The organism is Actinoallomurus sp. NPDC052274 (genome assembly GCF_040679475.1).
GTDB classification, from domain to species: domain Bacteria; phylum Actinomycetota; class Actinomycetes; order Streptosporangiales; family Streptosporangiaceae; genus Actinoallomurus; species Actinoallomurus liliacearum.
The window spans coordinates 1-19,226 of the sequence record NZ_JBFAUT010000101.1 but is presented as its reverse complement, the minus strand read 5'-3'; the positions used below and the strand labels follow the sequence as shown (position 1 = coordinate 19,226).

Below are 19,226 nucleotides of genomic sequence, written 5' to 3'. Positions count from 1 at the left end.
CCTACGCCCTCGAACGACCGACCGATCCCTGATCTCGAAACCCACCACGTCCCCTGCCGGGTCGAGGTGTTGCAACGATCGCTAGAAGGCAAGTCATCGGGAGGGGCCTTTTGCTAACGCGCCTGCTACCAGCGGGTCCCACCCCGCCTTGATCCCTTGGCGGACACGTCGGCCCCCGCGAGAAGCGCCTTCCAGTCGTCCCAGTCGTCGGCGGGTCGACCGACCGCCCGTCCGGTTGGACGAAGACGAAATCGCCGTCTCCGCGCAGTCCGTAGCGGTTCCGCTTGCTCGCGGTGTTGCCTCCTGTCGTCTCTGTGAGACAGCGGCCGTCAGCGGCATCGCCCGATGCCCAGGATCCAGCGTGCGCCCTGGCGTGGTGCGGGCCATGGCCAGGACTGCGCTTTGATGATCGCCTGGGTCAGTTGCTCGGGGTCGGCGGCTTCGACGAGCCGCCATCCGGCGGGTGGCGGGATGAGCGCCCACCATGCGCCCGTGCGCGTTCCGAACCAGAAGACCAGGCCCGGAAATCGTTGCTGGAGCACGGTGGCGGGATGGGGTGTCACGGCTGGTCGCCCGGCTTGGTATTACGCGTTCTGAGGTAGGCGGCGAGTCGTTCTGCCGCGCTGGCGACATAGCTCGATGAGTATCTCCAGTTCCCGTGCGCGGGATATTCCGTCCATGCGCCAACCGTCGCGGTCGGGACGCCCGAGACCCATTCCTCGCTGCTATTCCGAGACGTGATGCCGAGCCGAGATATACGCTCAACCTGCACTAACTCCTCCTGAAGACAACGCCGGAGCCGACCGGGGGTAGAGATGCGAAGGAGAGCGACTGACTCGATCACAGTCCCACCGTCACTGTGGGAGCGCCCAGAGATGATCGATGCTCTGGGCGATCGCGATATCGGTCGAGTGTTCCGGCTTGTCCAGCAATACGCGGGTGCGTCGCAGACTTAACTCGCCATCGCGTGTGGAACGACACAGGGAAAGATCAGCATCTACATGCGAGGCGTGGCCCAAGTGGAGAAGCTGGACCGGTTCGAGATGATCGCCGAGGGCTTGGGGATGCCGGATGGGGCCCGCATGGCTCTCGGGCTCGCTCCTAGGAAAAAGACCATCAAGGCCGTTCAATCGGCGCCATCGCCGCCTGACCAACAGGTATTACGTCAGGGGATGGGCTGCTTTCGGAGCCGTCGGTAGCGTCGGACGACGAGGGGATCTTAGTTCCCTGCCGCGCAATCGACGGAAGGATCACGTGGGTGTTCGTACCGCGCCGAACGTTCCTGCTGGGAGGCATTGCGGCGGCCACGGTAGGAGGGCCGAAACCAGAAGCACTGAGATCGACGCACCGATTTCCGACCGCCGCCGGAGGCATGAACCCGATCGAGCACCTACAACGGGTCCGCTTGGTCCTGGTCGAGTCGGACAACCTGCTCGGGCCACGTCCGGTCATCTCGACCGTTCACGAGCAGATCCGGATCATCCAGCAACTCCGCAGCACTACCACCGGCGCCGACCGGCGTGCTCTGCTCCATCTCCAGGCCCAGTACGGCGAGTTCGCCAGTTGGTTGCACCATGACGGGGAGACTTCCGTACCGCACAGCACTGGACCGATCGCGCTCTCGAGTGGTCTCAGACGGCAGGTGATCCGGAGATGACCGCCTATATCCTGGCCCGTAAGAGCCAACTCGCCGGAGACATGCGCGATTCGGCCAACGCGCTGGACCACGCCGAGGCGGCTCTAGAACTCGTGCCCCCGCGTAGCCGGCTCAAGGCCGCTGCTGCCGCTTATGCCGCCTACGCCCACGCGCTCGCGGGCGAGCCTTCCTACGACGCCGTCATACGGATACACGACGAGGCACGCGCCACTCTCGCTGACCTGGACACCACGCGAGAGTCCCCATGGGCGGTCTGGATGAACGACGCCTATCTAAGCGTCGAGCGCGCGCGGTGCCTGTCCCTGCTAGGCAGGCACAACGACGCCGCAGCAATCTTCCAAGAGGCCATCAAGGGCGTCCCTCAGGTGTTCCGCCGGGACCGGGGCGTCTACCTCGCCCGCGAAGCACTTGCCCACGCCAACGCTGGGGAACCGGACCAGGCCGCCAAAGTCGGCACCGCAGCTTTGTGGATTGCTGCGGAGACCGAGTCCAGCCGAATCGTCCACGAGCTGGCCCACCTCGACGCCCGGCTCGCGCGATGGAAACGCGTCCCCGAAGTCGCCGAATTCCGCGACCACCTCACCACCACCCTTCCCCGAGAGAAAGACGGGAGATCGACCACATGAGCACGCGCCCGTACGTGCTGCTCAGCGTGGCGATCTCCATCGATGGCTACATCGACGACACCAGCCCGGAACGACTGCTGCTGTCGAACGAGGCCGACTTCGACCGGGTCGACGAGGTGCGCGCCGAGTCCGACGCGATCCTGATCGGAGCCACGACCCTCCGGCGGGACAACCCCCGGCTACTGGTCAACTCGGCCACACGACGGGACGAGCGCGAGGCGCGCGGTCGCCCGCCGTACCCGCTGAAGATCACGATTACCCGCAGCGGGGACCTGGACCGTGACCTGAAGTTCTGGCACCACGGCGGGGACAAGCTCATCTACTGCCCCGATGCGGCCGTCTCCGGTCTGCGCGAGCAGCTGGGGGACCTGGCCGACGTCGTCGGGCTCGGGGAGGTCCTCGACTTCGAGGCGATGCTTGATGACCTCGGGGCGCGAGGTATCAAGCGCCTCATGGTCGAAGGAGGCGGGACGGTCCACACCCAGTTCCTGTCCGCCGGCCTGGCCGATGAGATTCATCTGGCCATCGCGCCGTTCTTCCTCGGCGACCCCGATGCACCGCGGTTCGTCAACCCGGGCGACTTCCCGTCCGGGCCGGGGAACCGGATGACGCTCGCGGAGGCCCGCCCGATCGGGGACATCGCGTTCCTGCGCTACCTCCCCAAGGAGAAGAGCACGTAGCTGGATGAACGTTCATGCCCTGGACTCGGACACCGCCGCCCACCAGTAGCCGCGACCGCCAGCAGAATCGGCGGCGGCATCGCAGCCCTGCCGGATGAGTATTTTCTTCACGTCTTTAGACGACCTCGCCGGCGCATCCCTACACAGCGACGGTTCGCAATTCTCAATCAGCGGCCGGGTCGTCGCGGGGCACCGGGCGGCCAATCGTCCCGAGCCATCAACGGCAGACGGCAGAAAGCCACACCCGGCACCCCCGGGCGCCTGAACCCTACGACGATCCGAGCACCCTACCGATCAAGGTAGGGAAGGCAGAGGGGATGACCCGGCAGGCGGTGCTGTGGCGTGGGCGCCCTTGCCCCGTCCGGTCCCACAAATCCACCGGCAGGTGACCCATCACGGCGGCTGAGCGGCTACTGATGTAGGTGCTGTCGTTCATCTATGCAGCGGTTTTGGCTGCAGTTGTACCTGTGTCTCAGTATCGGTGAATCCGACCGAGCGATACACCCGGATCGCGACGTAGGTCGGATCAGCCACCATGATCAGCATGCGGACAGCCATATGCGCTACAGCGTGCCGACCTGCAGTGTAGACGAGTGTTCCGGCTAGGCCCTGGTTCCGATGGTCTGGGTGCGTGTCGACGCTTTGGTAGCGGGCAATGCCGGAGCCATCGGTGAAAACGCCGAGTCCGGAAACCATCCGACCGTCCTTGAACGCCCCGAACCACGCGCCATGGCCGAGTTCTTGCAGCCGTCGCATTGCCGCTAGCTTTCGCCGCGCGAACACCCGGTAGCCTTCGACATCCGGTTCGGTGTTGACGGCCTCCTTGAGCGCCAAAGCCGCACGCCAATCAGCGTCACTGGCCAGAATGCGAAAGTCAGCTTCGCGGTTGGGGCGAGGCGGCAGTTGCAGCGCCCCGGCGGTCATCACGGTGCTGCGTTCGACATCCAGTCCGGCTGCCGCCAGTTCCCGCATGTTCCCGGCATCGCCACGCACGCCGTCGACACCCAGGGCGACATGGTTGGCATCGGGGAATTCGCGATGGAAGGTATCCACCCATGACTGCACCGTCCCGGGCGTTGCTGGCCCAGGCAGCAGGACGAAGTTCCCCCAGTGATAGGTCGGGTTGGCCGGCGTTCGGACGACCAAGTAACCGTCGCGGCGATCGATGAGACTCCCTTGCAGCCTCAGCAACATCAGATCACTCTGGTACCCCAGGGACAGCACAGCCATGATCAAAACGTACGCGAACTGAGCAGCGGCGAGGCGTCGTCTTCTCTACGGCAGGCGGCTGCGAGGAAGGCGACGCAGGAAGATGGGCATGAGAGACACCGGGCCAGCGTCGGGCGATCTTGCTAACGCGGGTGCTGACTCGAAATCCTGGCCAGCATCAGCGCCCGGCGCGCATAATCGCAGTAGTAACCGGCATCGGGTGTGGAGCTCAGCCCCGACCGCGCCCCGGCCGATCTTGAAGGGGTGTGGCCTGCCCACTTTCAGCCCTGAAGGGCGTCCCCGCAGGGGACATCGAGAACTAACAACGCGGCTGGATGACCTTGGACGGCTGTGGACTCGGGAGCGCTGGGGGAGCAGGTCAAGCAACGGATTTGGACGCCTGGGGACGTCGGTAGCCTGACTCGTAATGAATAGGTCGTCGGTTCGATTCCGACAGGCGGCTCCCAGGTCAAAGGCCCTTCCGATCATCGGAAGGGTCTTTGCTGACAGCGGGCCCTACGCCGCCTTGATCGCCTTGGCGACCACGTCCGCCGCAGCCGTCTCGGCCTAGCGCACGACTGGCTTTCTCGTCAGGGACGCCGGTGTCGGCGATCGCCCGGCTGCTTGCCGCGGACGAGGACACCGTGCGCGATGGGGGCCACGCCTTCAACGAGAAGGACCTGGCCGCCCTGGACCCTCAGTGGGTGGGGGCCGTCCCCGCCTGATCAGTGACGATGACATCGCGTTCATCGTCGCGACGGCCTTGATCTACAGGTCGATGACGACCTTGCCGTGCACGTGCCGGCCGGCCTGGAGCTCGGCCGCGCGGCGGATCTGCTCGACCGGGAAGCTCGCCGCGATGGGCACCCGGAGTCGGCCCGCCGCGACCAGACGGGCGACCTCTTCCAGGGCGCCGGGGGCGGCGTTCGCGCCGTTGGCCGCCGCCACGCCGTCGACCTGCGCGGCGATGGTGCAGATGCGGCCGTCCGGGACGCCGAGTTCCCTTGCGGCGTGCACTGTCTCCGTCCCGTGCAGGTCGATGGCGGCGGTGACACCGCCGGGAGCGAGGGCTCGGACCCGGTCGGCCAGGCCGTCGCCGTAGGCGACCGGCTCGGCTCCGAGACCGCGCAGGAAATCGGATGATGTCGCCGATCCCGTCCCGATCACGCGCGCTCCTGCGATGCGGGCCAGCTGGACGGCGAACACCCCGACCCCGCCCGCCGCGCCGCCGATCAGCACTGTGTCGTCCGGGCCGGGGTCGACCACGGCGAGGGCGGCGGATGCCGTGCGGCCGGCGATCGTGAGGGTGGCGGCGGTGCGGTCGTCGACGCCGTCGGGAGTGTGATGGGCCTCGTTCGCCGCGATGCCCCCGGCCGGGTCGATCACCACGAAGTCGGCGACCGCGCGGGACAGGGCGCCCCCGAACACCCGGTCGCCGGGCGCGAAGCCGGTCACCCCGTCACCGACCTGGTCGACCAGTCCCGCGTAGTCGGTCCCGAATCCGGTTGGCAGGCTCAAGCCGAACCGGGCGGCGGTGTCCGCGTCGGCGGTCATGATCCAGTCCATCGGGTTCAGGCCGGCCGCGGTGACCCGCACGCGGATCTGTCCCGGGCCGGCCTGTGGAGTGGGAACCTCACGGATGTCCAGGACTTCGAGGCCGCCGAATGAATCGAGCCGGACCGCCCTGCTCCTGCCCGTCGGCGGTTGATCGCTCTGTTCCTGCATGTACGCCTGTCTCCTTGGGGACCGAGGGAGCGCCTTGAAACGGACTATGCTCCGTTTCCATGGATGACCGTAACACAACCGGAGCGTGATCCGTTTTGACTGAGGCGGAGAAGCGCGCGCCACGGGCGGACGCGACCCGTAACCGCGACCAGTTGCTCGCGGTGGCGACCCGCGTGTTCGTGTCGGCTGACGCCGAGCCGTCGATGCGTGCGATCGCCCGCGAGGCCGGGGTCGGCATCGCCACGCTCTACCGGCACTTCCCGACCCGCGAGTCGCTGGTCGATGCGGTCTACCGGGACCAGGTCGTACGGCTGACGACCGGCGCCCGCGAACTGGTCGGCCAACTGCCCCCGGCCACGGCGATGCGGCGCTGGATGGACTTGTTCGGGGACTGGATCGCGACCAAGAACGGCATGCTCGACACGCTGCTTGCGATGATCGAGTCAGGCGAGATCGCCCATGCACAGACCCGGACCGAGCTCCTGGCGGCCATCACCACGATTCTCGACGCCGGTCGCGTGGCGGGCGACCTCCGCTCCGACGTCACCGCCGAAGACATCGCCGACTCCCTCATCGGCATCTTCACCGTGGCCCCCCGGCGCGAGCATGAAGCCAAGGCCGGTCGCCTGCTGGACCTCCTGATGGACGGCCTCCGGCCCGCCGCCCGGCCGGCCTGAGCCCGGATCGAGGCGGCTAGTGTGGTGACCACTATTGATCACCAGGTTGGTCACGGCGTTCGTGCGCTGGGTCAGGCCGTCTCGCAGCGTTCACGCAGGGTCGTGACACCATCGCCGTCGAGCTCGTCGCAGTAGGTGGCGCGCCCGGTCATCGCCATTGTCAGCGCTAGCGTGGTGCCGGACACGAGTGGCCCGGAGCCGGCGGTGAAGGGTCCGTCGGTGGCAACGAGTCGAAGACCGGTGATCCGCCCTTTGGCCAGGACGACGAGATCGGATCCCCGGTAGTACTCGGCCACCTGCGTGACCGTCTGGATCGGGTAGTCGCGGCGGATGCCCAGCGGCCGCCGGATGTCCTCCCCGTGCACGATCGATTCGCCGAGCATCGCCACGGTGGGGAGAGGCGGTTTGGTCGTGCTGGTGATGACGCCGTGGAACCTTTCGAGTGTCTCCGACGCGGTCGCGCCCAACTGCTGGTTCAGGCGCATGGTCACCTGCCTGTCGAAGTCGAACCGGCAGCGGATCACGCCCGCCAGCCAGCGCACGGGGTTGAGGCTCGCCCCGGCGGCGAGGTGGGCTAGCACCTCGCGCACGGTCAACCCGGTGCACAGCGACGGCGTCGCCCACCGCTCGTCGGTCAGGTTCGCGAGGTCTGCCGCCAGGGCCGCCCGTTCGGCGTGCACCAGCGGCCAGACGCCGGTTGCGCGGTGGAGATCTGGTTTCGGTGCTGTTCCGGTCACCTGGCTGGTCTCCTTTACAGGGGTGGCCTTCGCCGCGGGCTGGGCAGTGGGGTCGTCGTGGATGTCCGGGCGTTCTCGGTTGTCAGCGGCTCAGCAGTCCGATGAGGTTGCCGTCGGGGTCGGCGAAGGTGGCGATTCGGCTGCCGGGCGTGTCAGTTGGCTCCATGACGCGGGTGCCGCCGAGCCGTTCCGCGAGGGCGAGCGCGCTGTCGACGTCGTCGACTCGGAAATAGACGACGATCCCGGTGTAGGGACTGCCGGGACCGGCCTGGCCGATCCCACCCGTCGGCCGGCCGTCGTCGTCGCCGACGAGCGCGTAGGTCTCGTCGAGGACGTTCACCGGCCAGCCGAACATCTCCTGGTAGAAGCGTCGCGCTCGCGAGGCGTCCGGGGTGGAGATATCGAACCATTCAGGCGTATGGGGGTGTCCGGTCGACGTCATGGGAACTCCTTCTTGGCAGGGGCGGTCGTGCTCCATCGGAGGTGGGACTCCTGCGATGAGGCAGAATCGTCGCTCGTGGGCGAAGTTTCTTCCGGACGGTTCGCGGCAGCGGAGGGCGCCGAGGACGCCGACCTGGCCCGGGCGCGCGCCGGAGACGACACCGCGTTCGGACGTCTCGTGGAGCCGCTGCGCCGCGAGTTGCACGCCCACTGCTACCGCGTGCTCGGCTCGACACACGATGCCGACGACGCGTTGCAGGACGCGCTGCTGCGGGCGTGGCGAGGGCTCGCGCGCTTCGAGGGCCGCGGCTCTCTGCGCACGTGGCTGTACACCGTGGCCACCCGCACGTGCCTGGACATCGTCGAAGCCCGTGGCAGGCGGGCCCTGCCCGTCGACCTCGGCCCGTCCAGTGACCGCGCTGTGCTCGGCGGCAACGCTCCGCTTGCCGACGTCGCCTGGCTGGGTCCCTATCCCGATGGCGGCCTCCCCCGCGGCCCGGCCGGCCCGGACGCGCGCTATGAGCAACGCGAAGCCGTCGAGCTCGCCTTCGTCGCCGCTCTACAGCACCTGCCGGGCAACCAGCGGGCCGCGCTGCTGCTGTTCGAGGTCCTTGGTTTCTCCGCCGCCGAGATCGCCACGATGATGGACACCTCGACCACCTCGGTGAACTCCGCACTGGCGCGAGCCCGCAAGATCGTTGCAGAGAAGGTCCCCGCCCGTACCCAGCAGCAGACGCTGCGCCAGATCGGCGACGCCCAGGTGCGAGAGATCGTCACCCGGTACGCCACCGCCCTTGAACGCGGCGACGCCGACGCCTTGGTCGCGCTGCTCACCGAGGACGTCACGTGGTCGATGCCGCCGCTGCCGCACTGGTACCACGGCATCGAGGCGGTCGCCGACTTCGCCGTGCAGGTGCCGATGACCCGTTGCCCAAGCTGGCGACACCTCCTGACCAGTGCGAACGGCCAGCCGGCCGCGGCGTTCTACGTCGGAACGGACGACTCCGGTCCCCACCTCGCCTGGTCGATCACGGTGCTCACCCTGCGCGGCGAGCACATCGCCGAGATGACCTCATTCCTCGGCTCCGACCACTTCGCGCCTTTCGGGCTGCCCGCTTCACTGTCCAGACGAGATCCAGACCCGACCGGCGCCGTTCAGGCCCGTCCGGCACGATGAGGAGCCGATCCACGCCGCAGTCATAACAGCCGAACGGCGCCCGCCATCTCGGCGATCCGGTCCAGGAGTAGTCGGTAAGGGGACCGGGCCACGCTGGTGCCACTCCCACCAGCGGTCGGGTGTGCGATCGACCGCGCCATCGCGGACCGGATGAGTGGGCCTCCGCGAAGCCCGCGAAGACGGGCTTCATCACTCCAGTAGAGCGGAGGCGGCGGCGGCCGCGCCGGTGAAGGCGTCCTCGATGACGCGCATGCCGGCGGTCACGATGGCTCCTTCATGGAGCAGCATGATGTGCTCGCCCACCTGTCGGGGATCGGCAACGCCGGCTGCGGTGGCCAGATCGGTGAACAGCGCCAGCATCCAGCGCTTCTGTCCCATGATCACGGGGTACGCCGGGTGCGCGGGGTCGCTGATCTCGGCGTGCGCGTTGATCATGCTGCACCCTTTCCGTCCTCGTTCCCGCGCCCATGCGGCTGAAGCACGGAAGACGGCGGCGACCTGGCCGCGCGGGGACGGGTCGGCCTGGGCCAGGTGGCCGTCGAGAAAGCCGCGCCATCGGCGGTCGCGCTCCGTCAGGTACTCCACGACCAGGCGCTCCTTGGACCCGAACCGGTCGTACAGCGTCTTCTTGGTGACTCCGGCGCGTTTGGCGATGACATCGACTCCGACGGCATGGATGCCCTGCTCGTAGAACAGCTCAGAGGCGGCCTGGAGTACGGCCTGCGCCTTGGGGGTCCAGTCGATGGCCTCGCTCATGACCCCAGGATACCGCCACCGGTATACCGATCTGTATAGTCGCGCCCATGAGTAAACAGATCGGTATACCTGGCGCGCCGCGGACGTGGTCGACGAGCGTCCTCGCGGTCTTGTTCGTGCTCTGCTGGTCCTCGGGTTTCGTCGGCGCGAAGCTCGGCGCCGCCGAAGCTCCAGTCACCACGATCCTGATGTGGCGGTTCGTGCCGCTGGCGGTTCTCCTCCTCGCGGCCGTGCTGACGCGACTCGGGCGAGGATCCCCACCGCCCTCGGGTGGCGACGTGACACGCCACGTGCTCATCGGTCTGCTCTCGCAGTCCGGGTACCTGCTCACCGTCTACTGGGCCATTGGTCTCGGGGTGAGCACGGGCACCACCGCCCTCATCGACGGGGTGCAGCCACTCGTCGCAGCCGCGCTCGTAGGCCCGCTACTCGGCGTCGCGGTGGCGGGACGCCAGTGGGCGGGGCTGGTGCTCGGACTCGTCGGCGCGATCCTCGTCAGCTGGACCGACGCCTCCCTGCCCGCGAGTCAGGCCCCCGGGTGGGCCTATCTGGTCCCCTTCGTCGGAATGCTCAGCCTCATCGCGTCCACGATCCTCGAACGCCGCGCCAAGCTGCGCACCCCGCCCTTGCAGGCGTTGGCGATCCACTGCGCCACCTCGGCCATCGTGTTCACCGTCCTCGCCATCGCCACGGGAACCGCCACCCCGCCGTCCTCGCCCTCGTTCTGGACCGCGATGGTGTGGTTGATCCTGCTCGCGACCTTCGGCGGCTACGGCCTCTACTGGTTCTTGGTCCAGCGCATCGGTGTCACGACGGTCAACAGCCTGATGTTCTTCATCGCACCCGTCACTTCCGTCTGGGGCGCCGTGATGTTCGGGGAGCCCCTCACCCTTGTCACCGTGGTCGGGCTCACGCTCGCGCTCGTCGCGGCACTGATCGCCGGCGGGGCGGCACGCCGGCCTCGAACGAGACACCAGGGTTCTAGCGGACGTTCAAGCGGAGCGTCTTCGACCTGGCGATGATGGTGCCCTCGTCCCGGAACAGGGTGTAGAAGATCTCCACCTCCACGCCGCCCCGATACGCGGCGTAGGCGTGCTGCAGGTCGAAGGTGAACTCCCATCCGCGTCCCGCGCCGTGGGCTGGGCCGTCCGCGCCGGAGGTCGGCCGCCCTCCTTCGACCATGATCGCTACCGGGAGCGCAACACCGTGGAACGGTGTTTCAACAAACTCAAGGCCTTCCGCGCCGTCGCGACAAGGTTCGACAAACGCGCACGTATCTACCAGGGCACCATCGACGTCGCCTCGATCCGGATCTGGCTCCGTGACCCGGTTACCTGATCCAAGGGCAGGCCCTGGATCCCATCAGAGGCAAGTACTTGCCAAATTGATAAGTACTTGCCACAGTAGCGGCATGGAGATGAGTGAACTGGACCCCTCGGCCGCGTTGGCACAGGCGGAACAACTCAAGGCCGCGGTGGACCGGCGTTCGCGCTGGGTGGTCGGCTACCAACTGGCGTACGGGACGGCGTCGTTGGCGATGGTGCTCGCGCTCGGCCTGCTGGGCGGCCGGCTGGGCACCGTGGTCAGCCTGGCCATCTGGGTCCCCGTAGTCGTCGCGCTGAGCGTGTACGCGGCGCAGCAGCCGGTCGCACATCGTGGGATGGCGGTGACACACGGCGTGATGGTCGGGGCCTGGGGCGTGCTGTACGGAGCTGTGCTCGGTGTCGGAATCGCGTTCTTCCCGGGCGACCTCGCCTGGTGGCTGCCGGGTGCGGCACTGGTGGCGCTGCCCGGTTTCGGGGCGGCCTACGTGACGTCCCGGAGAGTGCGGGCATGACCCATCCTCGGCACGCGCTGGACGAGGTCATCCACTCCCCGGTCCGGTTTTCTATCATGGCGACACTGGCGGCGGCCGATAAGGCGGAGTTCGCCTACGTGCGCGACACCGTCGAGGTGAGTGACCCAGTACTGTCCAAGCAGGCCGCCACCCTGGAGAAGACGGGCTACGTCAAGATCACCAAGGGGTACGTCGGGAAACGCCCGCGGACCTGGCTGTCGCTCACCGCTCGGGGCCGCCGCGCGTACACCGCGCACGTCGAGGCGTTGCGTGCCATCACCGAACGTATGCCTCCTGAGAAGTCCCAGCGCGATCTCGGCCAACCGAGGTCCGAAACCCGAGATCGAGATCCAAGGGACACGCCCTAGAGGACGCGACCGACGGAACCCTCGTGGGGCTACCTCGCGGCGGAGGACGCGGCGGACGCGCGTACCGGGCGCGCGGGCGGTGCGGTGGAACCCGGCGGCGCGTCGTACACGGTGGCTCGATCGCGCTCCGACCCGGCGGGCCGACCGCTCCCCAGCCGGCCCGGAGTCCTGATGATCGTCTCGACGAGGTCCGCGGACGAGGCCTGGTCAGCGGGCGGCGGTCCCCTCTCCGAGCAGGAGCGCCCGTCCCAGTTCGTCCGCCACCTCCAGGACGGTCTTCACGACGTCGGACGTGGTGCGGAAGTTCACGAAGCACGCGCGCAGGCAGGTGCGGCCATCGACGATCGCCGGTGCGAGGAAGACGCGGCCGTCGGCCTGCATGGCCCGGGCGAGCCGCTCGTTGTGGGCGTCGAGCTCGCTTTCGCCCATCCCGGGCAGGACGTGCCGGAAGCAGACGGTCGACAGCATCGGCTCGTGCAGCAGTTCGAAGGAGGCGTGCGCCCGTACCTCGTCGGCGAGCAGCGCCGCGTTGGCGAGCGTGCCCTCGATCCAGGAACGGAACTGGTCGGCGCCGTGGACCCGCATCGCCAGCCACAGGCGCAGGGAGCGGAAGGGCCGGGAGTACTCGAAGGTGTGGTCGACCGGGTTGCCGGTGTCCTCCGCGTGGAGCATGTAGCGCTCCTCGTGGCCGAACGCCGCGCGCAGCGCGCCGCGGTGACGTACCAGGATGACGCTGCAGCTCTTCTGCATGCCGAGCCACTTGTGCGCGTCGATGGTGACGGAGTCGGCGCGGTCGAGTCCGGTGAACCAGTGCGCGGCCGTCGAGGTGGCGGCGGCCGGTAGGCCGTAGGCGCCGTCGACGTGCAGCCAAACCCCGTGCCGCTCGCTCACGTCGGCGATCGCGGCGAGTGGGTCGACCGCTCCGGTCAACGTGGTGCCGGCGGTCGCGACGACGGCCACGGGAGTGAAACCCTCCGCCCGGTCGCGCTCGAGGGCGTCGTGGAGCGCGTCCACGCGCATTCGATGCCGCTCGTCGGTCGGGATCCGGCGCAGTGCCCGGCGGCCCAGGCCCGCCGCCTCCACGGCGCGCGCGATGGAGTGGTGCGCCTCGTCCGAGCAGTAGACGGTGGCCCGGCGGCCGGCGACCCCCTCCTCGCGGACGCCCGGCAGCGCCTGCTCCCGCGCCGCGAGCAGGGCGGTCAGGTTGGAGGTCTGGCCGCCGCTGGTGAAGTGCCCCTCACCCAGTGGGAAGCCGGCGAAGTCGGCCACCCAGCGTACGGCCTGCCGGTCGAGCAGGTCGGCGGTCCCGGCGGCGGTGGCCAGGTTCGCGTCGTAGGCGGCGGACAGCGCCGAGGCCAGCACGCTCACCTCCAGACCGCTGGAGCCGACATAGGCGAGGAACAGCGGTCGCGACGGCGACACGCTGGACTCCAGGATGTTCACGGCGTCATCCAGCGCGGCGCGCGTGTCGTCCGGCTGCTCCGGCAGCGGGCCTCGCAGTCGCTCGACCAGGCCCGCGTCAACCTCCGGCTCACATGGTCGGGGCCGGTCGAACGACTCCCACGCCGCTGTCAGGTAGCGGCACAGGTCTTCGAGGACTCCTGCCCGGTCGGCGAGCGCCGAGGGTGAGGTACGGAGCAATTCCGGAAGAGCGCGGTCAGGCGAATCGGTCATGCCGAAACTGTGGAGAGGGTATGGTCATCAGCGCAACAGGCCGTCGTTCGGTTGCGCAGGATGACGTCTGTACGGGGATACAACGTGTCATACTGCGCAATGTGGATGCTCTCGATGCCCGGATCCTTCTCGCCGTCGACGACGATCCCGACGCCACCATCCTCGCCCTGGCCAAGCGGCTCGGCATCGCCCGCAACACTCTTCACGCCCGGCTGCGGCGGCTCCAGGAGGCCGGCGCCGTACGGGAGTTCTCGCGCCGGGTCGACCCGGCCGCCCTCGGGTACGGTCTCGTCGCGTTCGTCTCCGTCGCCCTGAGCCAGACCACCGGACGCCGTGCGACCGCCGCCCTCGCGGACTTCCCCGAAGTCATCGAGATGCACTCCACGACGGGCGAAGCCGACCTGCTGCTGAAGGTCGTCGCCCGCGACACCGCCGACCTGCACCGCATCTCCGGAGAACTCCTCGCCGTCCCCGACGTCGTGCGCACCAGCACAGTGATCTCCCTCCGCGAAGAGCTGCCAGTACGCACCCGCGCGCTGATCGAGCGAGCCGCGGACCAGCGGCACCCCTGGTGAGTGACGAGGCGCGAAGTGCGCGGCCCGACTCTGGATCGAGTGCTCCGGGTCAATTGAAGGGACCCCCGGCGGTACGGCCGGGGGTCCAGGTCGGTCGGAAGGCCGGTCCTGGAGGCGGAACGCCGCCGGACCGCCCTCTGATCTCAGCGGTCGGACTCGGTGATCTGGCTGACCACTGCGCGGAACGCCGCCATGAACACGGTGGTCGTCTTGAGCAGCGTCAAGACGGCCTGCAGCTGGCGTTCGTTGAGCTTTCGGAAGTCGCCCGGCTCGGCCTCGGCGAGTTTCGCGAAGTCGTCGGCCTCGGTCTGGAGCATCTCACGCAGTTCCGCCGCCCAGTCGGGCAGCGCGCCTGTCAGCGTCCGGTGAGCCAGCGCCTCGGCCTCCTCCGCCATCTCAGGCTTCTCTTCCTTGAGAGTGGCGCCCAGCTCCGCCATGGTGGCGAAGCGCTGGAGCTTCTCCTCAAGAGCCTGCGACAGGCCGGGCAGCTTCTGGTGGTTCATGGATCTCCTTTTGGGCCATCACACCCGGCTTTTCTCCGGGATCACCGGGGACCGTCCGGCAGCGACTACGGAACGCAATCGATCTCCCTCTTCGAGCCGTTGATCGGCCGCGTCCTCCTGGCCTGAACGGAACAACGGAACGTTCGACCGGGGCGTCCTCCGATGCCGCGGAAGTCTCCGCGGTGGTGGCGCGTGAGCTTGGCCGTACGAGTGGCCAAGGCGGAGGAGGCAGGGAATGTCCTCTGCGGATCTGCGGCAACAGCCGTAGGTCAACGCAACGGAAGGACGCCAGCATGTCTGGAACCGCTGGCAGCGGACCGGCCGACCCTCCGTCCGGACGTCCCGGCACCAGCCCGAGCGGCCCGGCGGGAACCTCCGCGGGCAGGAAGGGCGGGCACGGGCCCACCGGCACCTCGGGAGCGGGGCCGAACAAGCCGCGCGGCCACTAGCAGGGGCTGGGCGCAAGCCCGGCTCTGACGACGATGCCCGGTGGGGTGCGGCGCAACGCCGCCCCCCCACCGGGCACTTCCGATGTACTTCGGGTCAATGCTCTGCGGGCGTGACCGGTCCTGTCGGCTCTCCATCGGCACCCGGGGCGGCGTCGGCGGAGGCGGTGAGCCGGTGGGCCAGGGCGCGTACGTGGTCGCGCAGGGCATCCGGGGACTCGATGACGAACGGGCGGTCCAGCCAGGCCAGCACGCCGGCGACCCAGTCCAGCCGCTCGGCCCGCAGCCGGACCCGTACCCAACCGCCGCCCTCCCCGGCTCCGGAGACCGCCGGTGGCCCGGCGGGTTCCGGCAGGTCATGGGCCACGGCGGGGTCCTGCGCGGGGTCGGTGGGGAGTTCCTGCACCGTGGCGATGCCGGCCGGGAGCCGGGAGCGGATCTGTTCGGCGGTGCCCTGGACCCGCAGTGACACCTCGTGCAGGTAGGGGACCTCGGTGAGCCCGGACAGCACCCGCGCGGTCGGGTCGAACCCCTCGGGCACCTCGAACGAACCCTGCAACGCCGTCGCGCTCTCGATCCGGTCCAGCCGGAACGTGCGGACCTCGCCGCTGGCCGAGTCCGCTCCGGTGACGTACCAGCGTCCGGAGTGCAGGACGATCCCGTACGGGTGCACGGTGCGCTCGCTGCGCCGTCCGCCCCACGCGTGGTAGGCGATGGCGACCGGCCGCCGGTGCCGCGCGCCCTCCGCCAGTACCAGCAGCACGCCCGCCTCGGGGGAGGCCACGGGCCGGGCCGGGGCGGTGAACTCGGCGGTCGCCAGCAGCGCCTCGAGCCGCCGGCCGAGCGCCGCGGGCAGCACCCGGCGTACCTTGGCGGCGGCGTTCTCCATCGCCGCGGGGGAGGTGGTCACCAGCCCGGCCCGCCGACCGGCGAACAGGCCCAGCAGCACGGCCAGCGCCTCCTCGTCGGTGAGCATCAGCGGGGGCATCCGGTATCCGGGGGCGAGGTGGTAACCGCCGTACCGGCCGCGTACCGACCGGACCGGGATGTCCAGGTCGATCAGGTGGTCGACGTAGCGCCGGACGGTGCGCTCGTCGACGCCGAGCCGGCCGGCGAGGTCGGCGACGGTACGGGTGCCGCCGGCCTGGAGGATCTCCAGCAGGGCGAGCACTCGGGCGGTGGGTCGGGTCACGTCTGAAGTGTCTCGCGAATACCGGGCGGATACTGTCCTGTATTCAGCCTAGCGTGCCGGTCATGACGACTTACGTACTTGTCCCGGGGTTCTGGCTCGGCGCGTGGGCCTGGAGCGCGGTGGCGGCCGACCTGCGCGGCCGGGGGCACGACGTCCACCCGCTCAGCCTGACCGGAATGGGGGAGCGGGCGCATCTGGCCCGGCCCGACACCGACCTGGAGACGCACGTCACCGACGTGCTCAACCTGATCCGCTACGAGGACCTGCACGACGTCGTGCTGGTCGGGCACAGCTACGCCGGGGCGATGGTGGTCCCGAGCGTCGCGGACCGGATGCCGGACCGGATCTCACGGCTGGTGTTCATCGACAGCGGGCCGCTGCCGGATGGGATATCGCAGGCGGAGTTCGCCTCGCCCGAGGAACAGGCCCGCAACGCCGAGCTGGTGCGCACGGCGGGTGAGGGCCGGCGGCTGCCGCCCCCGCCGTGGGCGCAGGTGGCCGCCGGGGCGGCCGAGCTGCCCGGCGGCACGCTCGAACGGCTCAAGGAGCTGTCGGTGCCGCAGCCGTGGGCCACCGCCACCGCTCCGGCCCGGCTGACCGGGGCCTGGGAGAAGCTCCCACGGCTGTACGTGCTATGCGGCTTCTCGGTGGAGCAGGTCCGGGCGAACATCGGCATCGTTCCCGCCTTCCGCCACATGGCGGTCGACGACGGGGCCTACCGGGAGCTGCCCGGCTGGCACTGGCCGATGTTCGACCGGCCCGGCGAGCTGGCGGCGATCCTGCACGAGGCGGCCTGACGGCGACCTTGGCCGCGCCGGGGCGGTGAACGGCCGCTTCGCGGTATCGCCTTCCCGCGCGCCACCTGCGTGTCCGCTCGGCCGCCGCCGGTCCGCCGGCTGCGGCCGGCGTCGGCGACGGCCGGCCGGAGGTTGCGCGAAGCGTGGAACGCGGGCCATCATCGGGGCATGATCTCCAACCGAAAGGGCGGCGACGCCCAGGCGCTTTGATCGCGCCCCCGCGGCGCCATGACGCCGCAGAGCCCAAGGCCGCCCTCCGCACCAGGAGCACCTCCGGCCTATGGCAGGAAGCCGTCGAGATCCGGCAGGAGTGGCTCGCCTACGGCCTGTCCACGCAGCCGGCCGACCGACGGACCGCCGAACACAGTCTGACCAGGATCTACGCGAGACTCTCGCGCCGACGGCCGCGGTTCGTCTGGGTGGACTCTCCGGAACAGGCGTTTCCGCTGGTCACCGGCCTGCCCACCCTCGACCGGCTGTACGAGTGGATCCGGGATCCCCGGCCGCGGGGGACACCCCCACTGGCCGGCGACCTCGCCATGGTCGGCGCGCAGTTGCGCGGTGCGCTCAGCGCCGGCGTCGCACACGCCGACCCTGAACTCTCACCCGCGCGCAGGGACAAGCACAACGGGAAGTGGCCCGAACTGCCACCGCTCAAGGCGATCGAGGCGGGCGTTCCGCTGGGTGTCGTGCTGCATCGGGGCGTCCGCGCCGCGCTGCACCGGAGCCTCGCCCACGGGTTCCGGACACCTGTTCGGAACACGCTCGCGGGCCGCGGGCCCGTACCGGTGTGCTGGTACGGGCAGCAGGACGCGGGATGGGTCGCCTACTACGACACCCTGCACCGGCTCGGGCTGGCCTCCTACCGGCCGGACGACCTCGAGCACCTCGGCGACTGGGCCGCGCTGACGCGCTCGTGCGGCTGGTGGTGGCCCGGTGAGGACGTGTGCGTGGTCGTGGAGCGGCCCGAACTGGTCCTGACCGAACCGCTCCCCGGGGCCTGGCACGACGAGGTACGGCTCCGTCGCGGCGGCGTCCGCTACCGCGACGGCTGGCATCCGCTCCTGGCCTGACCCACCGGTGGGCCTGTCCGCTCGCCACCGTGAGCGGACCGGCCCACCACTCCGGTCGTCGGGTCAGGCCTGCGGCGGCAGGTCGTCGAACTCGACGACCTGCCGCACCTCGACCTCGATCTCCTCGAACAGGTCGGCGTACTCCTGGGCGTACCGCACGGCCTGCGCCCGGTCCTCGGCGTTGATCAGCGCGAAGCCGCCGATGACCTCCTTGGCCTCGGTGAACGGCCCGTCGGTGACCTTGGTCGCCGCGCCTCGGTCCTTACGGACCAGCGCGCCCTTCGCGGACGGGTGGACGCCCTCGGCGGTGATCAGGATGCCCCGATCGGTCCAGTCCTGAATCATCTCGCCCATCTTCTGCATGAACTCCTGGCTGGGGTTCCAAGCCTCCGGGGCGCGCTCGTCGAGCCGGTGCATCATCAGGAATCGCATGACTGCTCCCTTGTCGTGTCGTGTCGTGTCGGGCCGGGTCCGGTCGGTTCCGGACGCGATGGCCGGCCGTCACCTACGCGTCGAACGACGACACAGGGAATCGACACGTCGGCATCAAATTTTTTCACCCGATTCCCGGCAGGGAGCCGACGGGGCCGACGTACAGCCAGGCGCCGTCCTGGAGGATGAAGCGGCTGTTCTCCTCCAGGTGCCGCGGGCGGTTCCGTACGACGTAGTGGGCGCGGAAGTGGACGGTTCCGTCGGTGTCGAGGTAGCTTCCGCCGGCGGTCCGGAGGACCTCGAGGCGCTCCCATCGCAGGGCCTCGTCGAAGTCGATGTGCGGCGGCCGCGTCGACGGGTGCCACGTACGCAGAAGATAGGCCTCGTCGCCGACGCAGAAGGCGCTGTAGCGCGAGCGCATGAGCCGCTCCGCGGTCGGCGCCTTCGCGTCGCCGCGGTGGTATCGCCCGCAGCACTGGTCGTACGGTGCGGGCAGCCCGCAGTGGCAGGCGTCCGGGCCGTGCTCGCTCATGCTCGTCATTCTGTCGCGCCGCGGTCCATGTCGAGGACGTTCTTGCGGTGGGTGCCGGGGAACGCCGCGTTGACGAGCACGTCGATCCGGCCGAACCGGTCGGCGGTCGTGC

The 19,226-nt window shown here is 69.3% G+C and carries 24 protein-coding genes and 1 pseudogene; 12 read left to right on the top strand and 13 right to left on the bottom strand.

From position 1 onward, the window contains the following. Positions 1-329: 329 nt before the first annotated feature. Together AB0K82_RS42865 and AB0K82_RS42860 are read right to left on the bottom strand one after the other, a co-directional pair. Complete coding sequence (locus tag AB0K82_RS42865) at positions 330-542, bottom strand: hypothetical protein (protein WP_364408995.1); 213 nt, start codon at positions 540-542, stop codon at positions 330-332. An 848-nt stretch (positions 543-1,390) separates the two neighbouring features. Beyond that, a complete protein-coding gene (locus tag AB0K82_RS42860) occupies positions 1,391-1,576 on the bottom strand; it encodes a hypothetical protein (RefSeq protein WP_364408994.1) in 186 nt (61 codons plus the stop codon). Positions 1,577-1,653: 77 nt separating this feature from the next. Here AB0K82_RS42860 and AB0K82_RS42855 point away from each other — a divergent pair, with 77 nt between their 5' ends. After that, positions 1,654-2,283: a hypothetical protein gene (locus AB0K82_RS42855; RefSeq protein WP_364408992.1), complete on the top strand. Its 630-nt coding sequence runs from the start codon at positions 1,654-1,656 to the stop codon at positions 2,281-2,283. Then, complete coding sequence (locus AB0K82_RS42850) at positions 2,280-2,963, top strand: dihydrofolate reductase family protein (protein ID WP_364408989.1); 684 nt, start codon at positions 2,280-2,282, stop codon at positions 2,961-2,963. The genes AB0K82_RS42855 and AB0K82_RS42850 overlap by 4 nt, the downstream gene beginning before the upstream one ends. A gap of 432 nt (positions 2,964-3,395) precedes the next feature. On the opposite strand, the gene AB0K82_RS42845 is transcribed toward AB0K82_RS42850, so the two are convergent. Continuing rightward, positions 3,396-4,193 (bottom strand): GNAT family N-acetyltransferase, encoded by a 798-nt coding sequence (locus tag AB0K82_RS42845; protein ID WP_364408987.1) that lies wholly within the window; start codon positions 4,191-4,193, stop codon positions 3,396-3,398. 581 nt (positions 4,194-4,774) lie between these two features. On the opposite strand from AB0K82_RS42845, the gene AB0K82_RS42840 reads away from it, so the two are divergent. After that, the gene (locus AB0K82_RS42840; protein ID WP_364408984.1) at positions 4,775-4,897 is read left to right on the top strand and encodes a hypothetical protein; all 123 of its coding nucleotides are present in this window, start codon (positions 4,775-4,777) and stop codon (positions 4,895-4,897) included. A gap of 43 nt (positions 4,898-4,940) precedes the next feature. Here AB0K82_RS42840 and AB0K82_RS42835 read toward each other — a convergent pair whose 3' ends face one another. After that, positions 4,941-5,897: an NADP-dependent oxidoreductase gene (locus tag AB0K82_RS42835; RefSeq protein ID WP_364408982.1), complete on the bottom strand. Its 957-nt coding sequence runs from the start codon at positions 5,895-5,897 to the stop codon at positions 4,941-4,943. A 95-nt stretch (positions 5,898-5,992) separates the two neighbouring features. On the opposite strand from AB0K82_RS42835, the gene AB0K82_RS42830 reads away from it, so the two are divergent. Then, the gene (locus tag AB0K82_RS42830; protein WP_364408979.1) at positions 5,993-6,574 is read left to right on the top strand and encodes a helix-turn-helix domain-containing protein; all 582 of its coding nucleotides are present in this window, start codon (positions 5,993-5,995) and stop codon (positions 6,572-6,574) included. A gap of 71 nt (positions 6,575-6,645) precedes the next feature. On the opposite strand, the gene AB0K82_RS42825 is transcribed toward AB0K82_RS42830, so the two are convergent. Both AB0K82_RS42825 and AB0K82_RS42820 read right to left on the bottom strand, forming a co-directional pair. Then, positions 6,646-7,311, bottom strand: coding sequence for a maleylpyruvate isomerase family mycothiol-dependent enzyme (locus tag AB0K82_RS42825; RefSeq protein ID WP_364408976.1), 666 nt, complete (start codon positions 7,309-7,311; stop codon positions 6,646-6,648). An 82-nt stretch (positions 7,312-7,393) separates the two neighbouring features. Beyond that, positions 7,394-7,753 (bottom strand): VOC family protein, encoded by a 360-nt coding sequence (locus AB0K82_RS42820; RefSeq protein WP_364408973.1) that lies wholly within the window; start codon positions 7,751-7,753, stop codon positions 7,394-7,396. A gap of 75 nt (positions 7,754-7,828) precedes the next feature. On the opposite strand from AB0K82_RS42820, the gene AB0K82_RS42815 reads away from it, so the two are divergent. Next, entirely contained in the window at positions 7,829-8,929 is a 1,101-nt protein-coding gene (locus tag AB0K82_RS42815; protein WP_364408970.1) for a sigma-70 family RNA polymerase sigma factor, read from the top strand. Between the two features lie 189 nt (positions 8,930-9,118). Here the strand turns inward: AB0K82_RS42815 and AB0K82_RS42810 are convergent, their stop codons facing one another. Further along, complete coding sequence (locus AB0K82_RS42810; protein ID WP_364408967.1) at positions 9,119-9,685, bottom strand: helix-turn-helix domain-containing protein; 567 nt, start codon at positions 9,683-9,685, stop codon at positions 9,119-9,121. A 47-nt stretch (positions 9,686-9,732) separates the two neighbouring features. Between AB0K82_RS42810 and AB0K82_RS42805 the strand changes: the two genes are divergently transcribed. After that, complete coding sequence (locus AB0K82_RS42805) at positions 9,733-10,707, top strand: DMT family transporter (protein ID WP_364408965.1); 975 nt, start codon at positions 9,733-9,735, stop codon at positions 10,705-10,707. Here AB0K82_RS42805 and AB0K82_RS42800 read toward each other — a convergent pair. Next, positions 10,667-10,867, bottom strand: coding sequence for a hypothetical protein (locus AB0K82_RS42800; RefSeq protein WP_364408998.1), 201 nt, complete (start codon positions 10,865-10,867; stop codon positions 10,667-10,669). The two genes, AB0K82_RS42805 and AB0K82_RS42800, sit on opposite strands and share 41 nt — an antisense overlap. A gap of 15 nt (positions 10,868-10,882) precedes the next feature. On the opposite strand from AB0K82_RS42800, the pseudogene AB0K82_RS42795 reads away from it, so the two are divergent. The 3 genes and pseudogenes from AB0K82_RS42795 to AB0K82_RS42785 form a co-directional block, all read left to right on the top strand. Then, positions 10,883-11,023: pseudogene (locus AB0K82_RS42795) on the top strand (IS5/IS1182 family transposase); the annotation flags it as partial. A 73-nt stretch (positions 11,024-11,096) separates the two neighbouring features. Beyond that, positions 11,097-11,522 (top strand): hypothetical protein, encoded by a 426-nt coding sequence (locus AB0K82_RS42790; protein ID WP_364408962.1) that lies wholly within the window; start codon positions 11,097-11,099, stop codon positions 11,520-11,522. Next, entirely contained in the window at positions 11,519-11,890 is a 372-nt protein-coding gene (locus tag AB0K82_RS42785; protein WP_364408959.1) for a transcriptional regulator, read from the top strand. Before AB0K82_RS42790 ends, AB0K82_RS42785 begins: the two co-directional genes overlap by 4 nt. Positions 11,891-12,097: 207 nt before the next feature. On the opposite strand, the gene AB0K82_RS42780 is transcribed toward AB0K82_RS42785, so the two are convergent. Continuing rightward, entirely contained in the window at positions 12,098-13,564 is a 1,467-nt protein-coding gene (locus AB0K82_RS42780; protein WP_364408956.1) for an aminotransferase class V-fold PLP-dependent enzyme, read from the bottom strand. 101 nt (positions 13,565-13,665) lie between these two features. Between AB0K82_RS42780 and AB0K82_RS42775 the strand changes: the two genes are divergently transcribed. Beyond that, positions 13,666-14,139, top strand: a complete 474-nt coding sequence (locus AB0K82_RS42775; RefSeq protein ID WP_364408953.1) for an Lrp/AsnC family transcriptional regulator — start codon at positions 13,666-13,668, stop codon at positions 14,137-14,139. 143 nt (positions 14,140-14,282) lie between these two features. On the opposite strand, the gene AB0K82_RS42770 is transcribed toward AB0K82_RS42775, so the two are convergent. Together AB0K82_RS42770 and AB0K82_RS42765 are read right to left on the bottom strand one after the other, a co-directional pair. After that, positions 14,283-14,642: a hypothetical protein gene (locus tag AB0K82_RS42770; protein ID WP_364408950.1), complete on the bottom strand. Its 360-nt coding sequence runs from the start codon at positions 14,640-14,642 to the stop codon at positions 14,283-14,285. Positions 14,643-15,185: 543 nt separating this feature from the next. Beyond that, on the bottom strand, positions 15,186-16,280 hold the full coding sequence (locus AB0K82_RS42765; RefSeq protein WP_364408947.1) for a YafY family protein: 1,095 nt from the start codon (positions 16,278-16,280) through the stop codon (positions 15,186-15,188). Between the two features lie 62 nt (positions 16,281-16,342). Here AB0K82_RS42765 and AB0K82_RS42760 point away from each other — a divergent pair, with 62 nt between their 5' ends. Together AB0K82_RS42760 and AB0K82_RS42755 are read left to right on the top strand one after the other, a co-directional pair. Further along, complete coding sequence (locus tag AB0K82_RS42760) at positions 16,343-17,077, top strand: alpha/beta hydrolase (protein WP_364408944.1); 735 nt, start codon at positions 16,343-16,345, stop codon at positions 17,075-17,077. Between the two features lie 206 nt (positions 17,078-17,283). Continuing rightward, positions 17,284-18,150: a DUF6745 domain-containing protein gene (locus AB0K82_RS42755; RefSeq protein ID WP_364408942.1), complete on the top strand. Its 867-nt coding sequence runs from the start codon at positions 17,284-17,286 to the stop codon at positions 18,148-18,150. A gap of 63 nt (positions 18,151-18,213) precedes the next feature. Here the strand turns inward: AB0K82_RS42755 and AB0K82_RS42750 are convergent, their stop codons facing one another. Together AB0K82_RS42750 and AB0K82_RS42745 are read right to left on the bottom strand one after the other, a co-directional pair. Further along, positions 18,214-18,582, bottom strand: coding sequence for a YciI family protein (locus AB0K82_RS42750; protein WP_364408939.1), 369 nt, complete (start codon positions 18,580-18,582; stop codon positions 18,214-18,216). Between the two features lie 124 nt (positions 18,583-18,706). Next, positions 18,707-19,114, bottom strand: coding sequence for a YchJ family metal-binding protein (locus AB0K82_RS42745; RefSeq protein ID WP_364408936.1), 408 nt, complete (start codon positions 19,112-19,114; stop codon positions 18,707-18,709). Positions 19,115-19,226 lie beyond the last annotated feature (112 nt).

Bases quoted from the DNA above. Each gene is read 5' to 3' on its own strand.
- AB0K82_RS42860 (WP_364408994.1), bottom strand. From the start codon at position 1,576: ATGGTGCAACCAACTGGCGAACTCGCCGTACTGGGCCTGGAGATGGAG.
- AB0K82_RS42855 (WP_364408992.1), top strand. From the start codon at position 1,654: ATGACCGCCTATATCCTGGCCCGTAAGAGCCAACTCGCCGGAGACATG.
- AB0K82_RS42850 (WP_364408989.1), top strand. From the start codon at position 2,280: ATGAGCACGCGCCCGTACGTGCTGCTCAGCGTGGCGATCTCCATCGAT.
- AB0K82_RS42845 (WP_364408987.1), bottom strand. From the start codon at position 4,193: ATGGCTGTGCTGTCCCTGGGGTACCAGAGTGATCTGATGTTGCTGAGG.
- AB0K82_RS42835 (WP_364408982.1), bottom strand. From the start codon at position 5,897: ATGCAGGAACAGAGCGATCAACCGCCGACGGGCAGGAGCAGGGCGGTC.
- AB0K82_RS42820 (WP_364408973.1), bottom strand. From the start codon at position 7,753: ATGACGTCGACCGGACACCCCCATACGCCTGAATGGTTCGATATCTCC.
- AB0K82_RS42810 (WP_364408967.1), bottom strand. From the start codon at position 9,685: ATGAGCGAGGCCATCGACTGGACCCCCAAGGCGCAGGCCGTACTCCAG.
- AB0K82_RS42805 (WP_364408965.1), top strand. From the start codon at position 9,733: ATGAGTAAACAGATCGGTATACCTGGCGCGCCGCGGACGTGGTCGACG.
- AB0K82_RS42800 (WP_364408998.1), bottom strand. From the start codon at position 10,867: ATGGTCGAAGGAGGGCGGCCGACCTCCGGCGCGGACGGCCCAGCCCAC.
- AB0K82_RS42790 (WP_364408962.1), top strand. From the start codon at position 11,097: ATGGAGATGAGTGAACTGGACCCCTCGGCCGCGTTGGCACAGGCGGAA.
- AB0K82_RS42785 (WP_364408959.1), top strand. From the start codon at position 11,519: ATGACCCATCCTCGGCACGCGCTGGACGAGGTCATCCACTCCCCGGTC.
- AB0K82_RS42780 (WP_364408956.1), bottom strand. From the start codon at position 13,564: ATGACCGATTCGCCTGACCGCGCTCTTCCGGAATTGCTCCGTACCTCA.
- AB0K82_RS42770 (WP_364408950.1), bottom strand. From the start codon at position 14,642: ATGAACCACCAGAAGCTGCCCGGCCTGTCGCAGGCTCTTGAGGAGAAG.
- AB0K82_RS42760 (WP_364408944.1), top strand. From the start codon at position 16,343: ATGACGACTTACGTACTTGTCCCGGGGTTCTGGCTCGGCGCGTGGGCC.
- AB0K82_RS42750 (WP_364408939.1), bottom strand. From the start codon at position 18,582: ATGCGATTCCTGATGATGCACCGGCTCGACGAGCGCGCCCCGGAGGCT.
- AB0K82_RS42745 (WP_364408936.1), bottom strand. From the start codon at position 19,114: ATGAGCGAGCACGGCCCGGACGCCTGCCACTGCGGGCTGCCCGCACCG.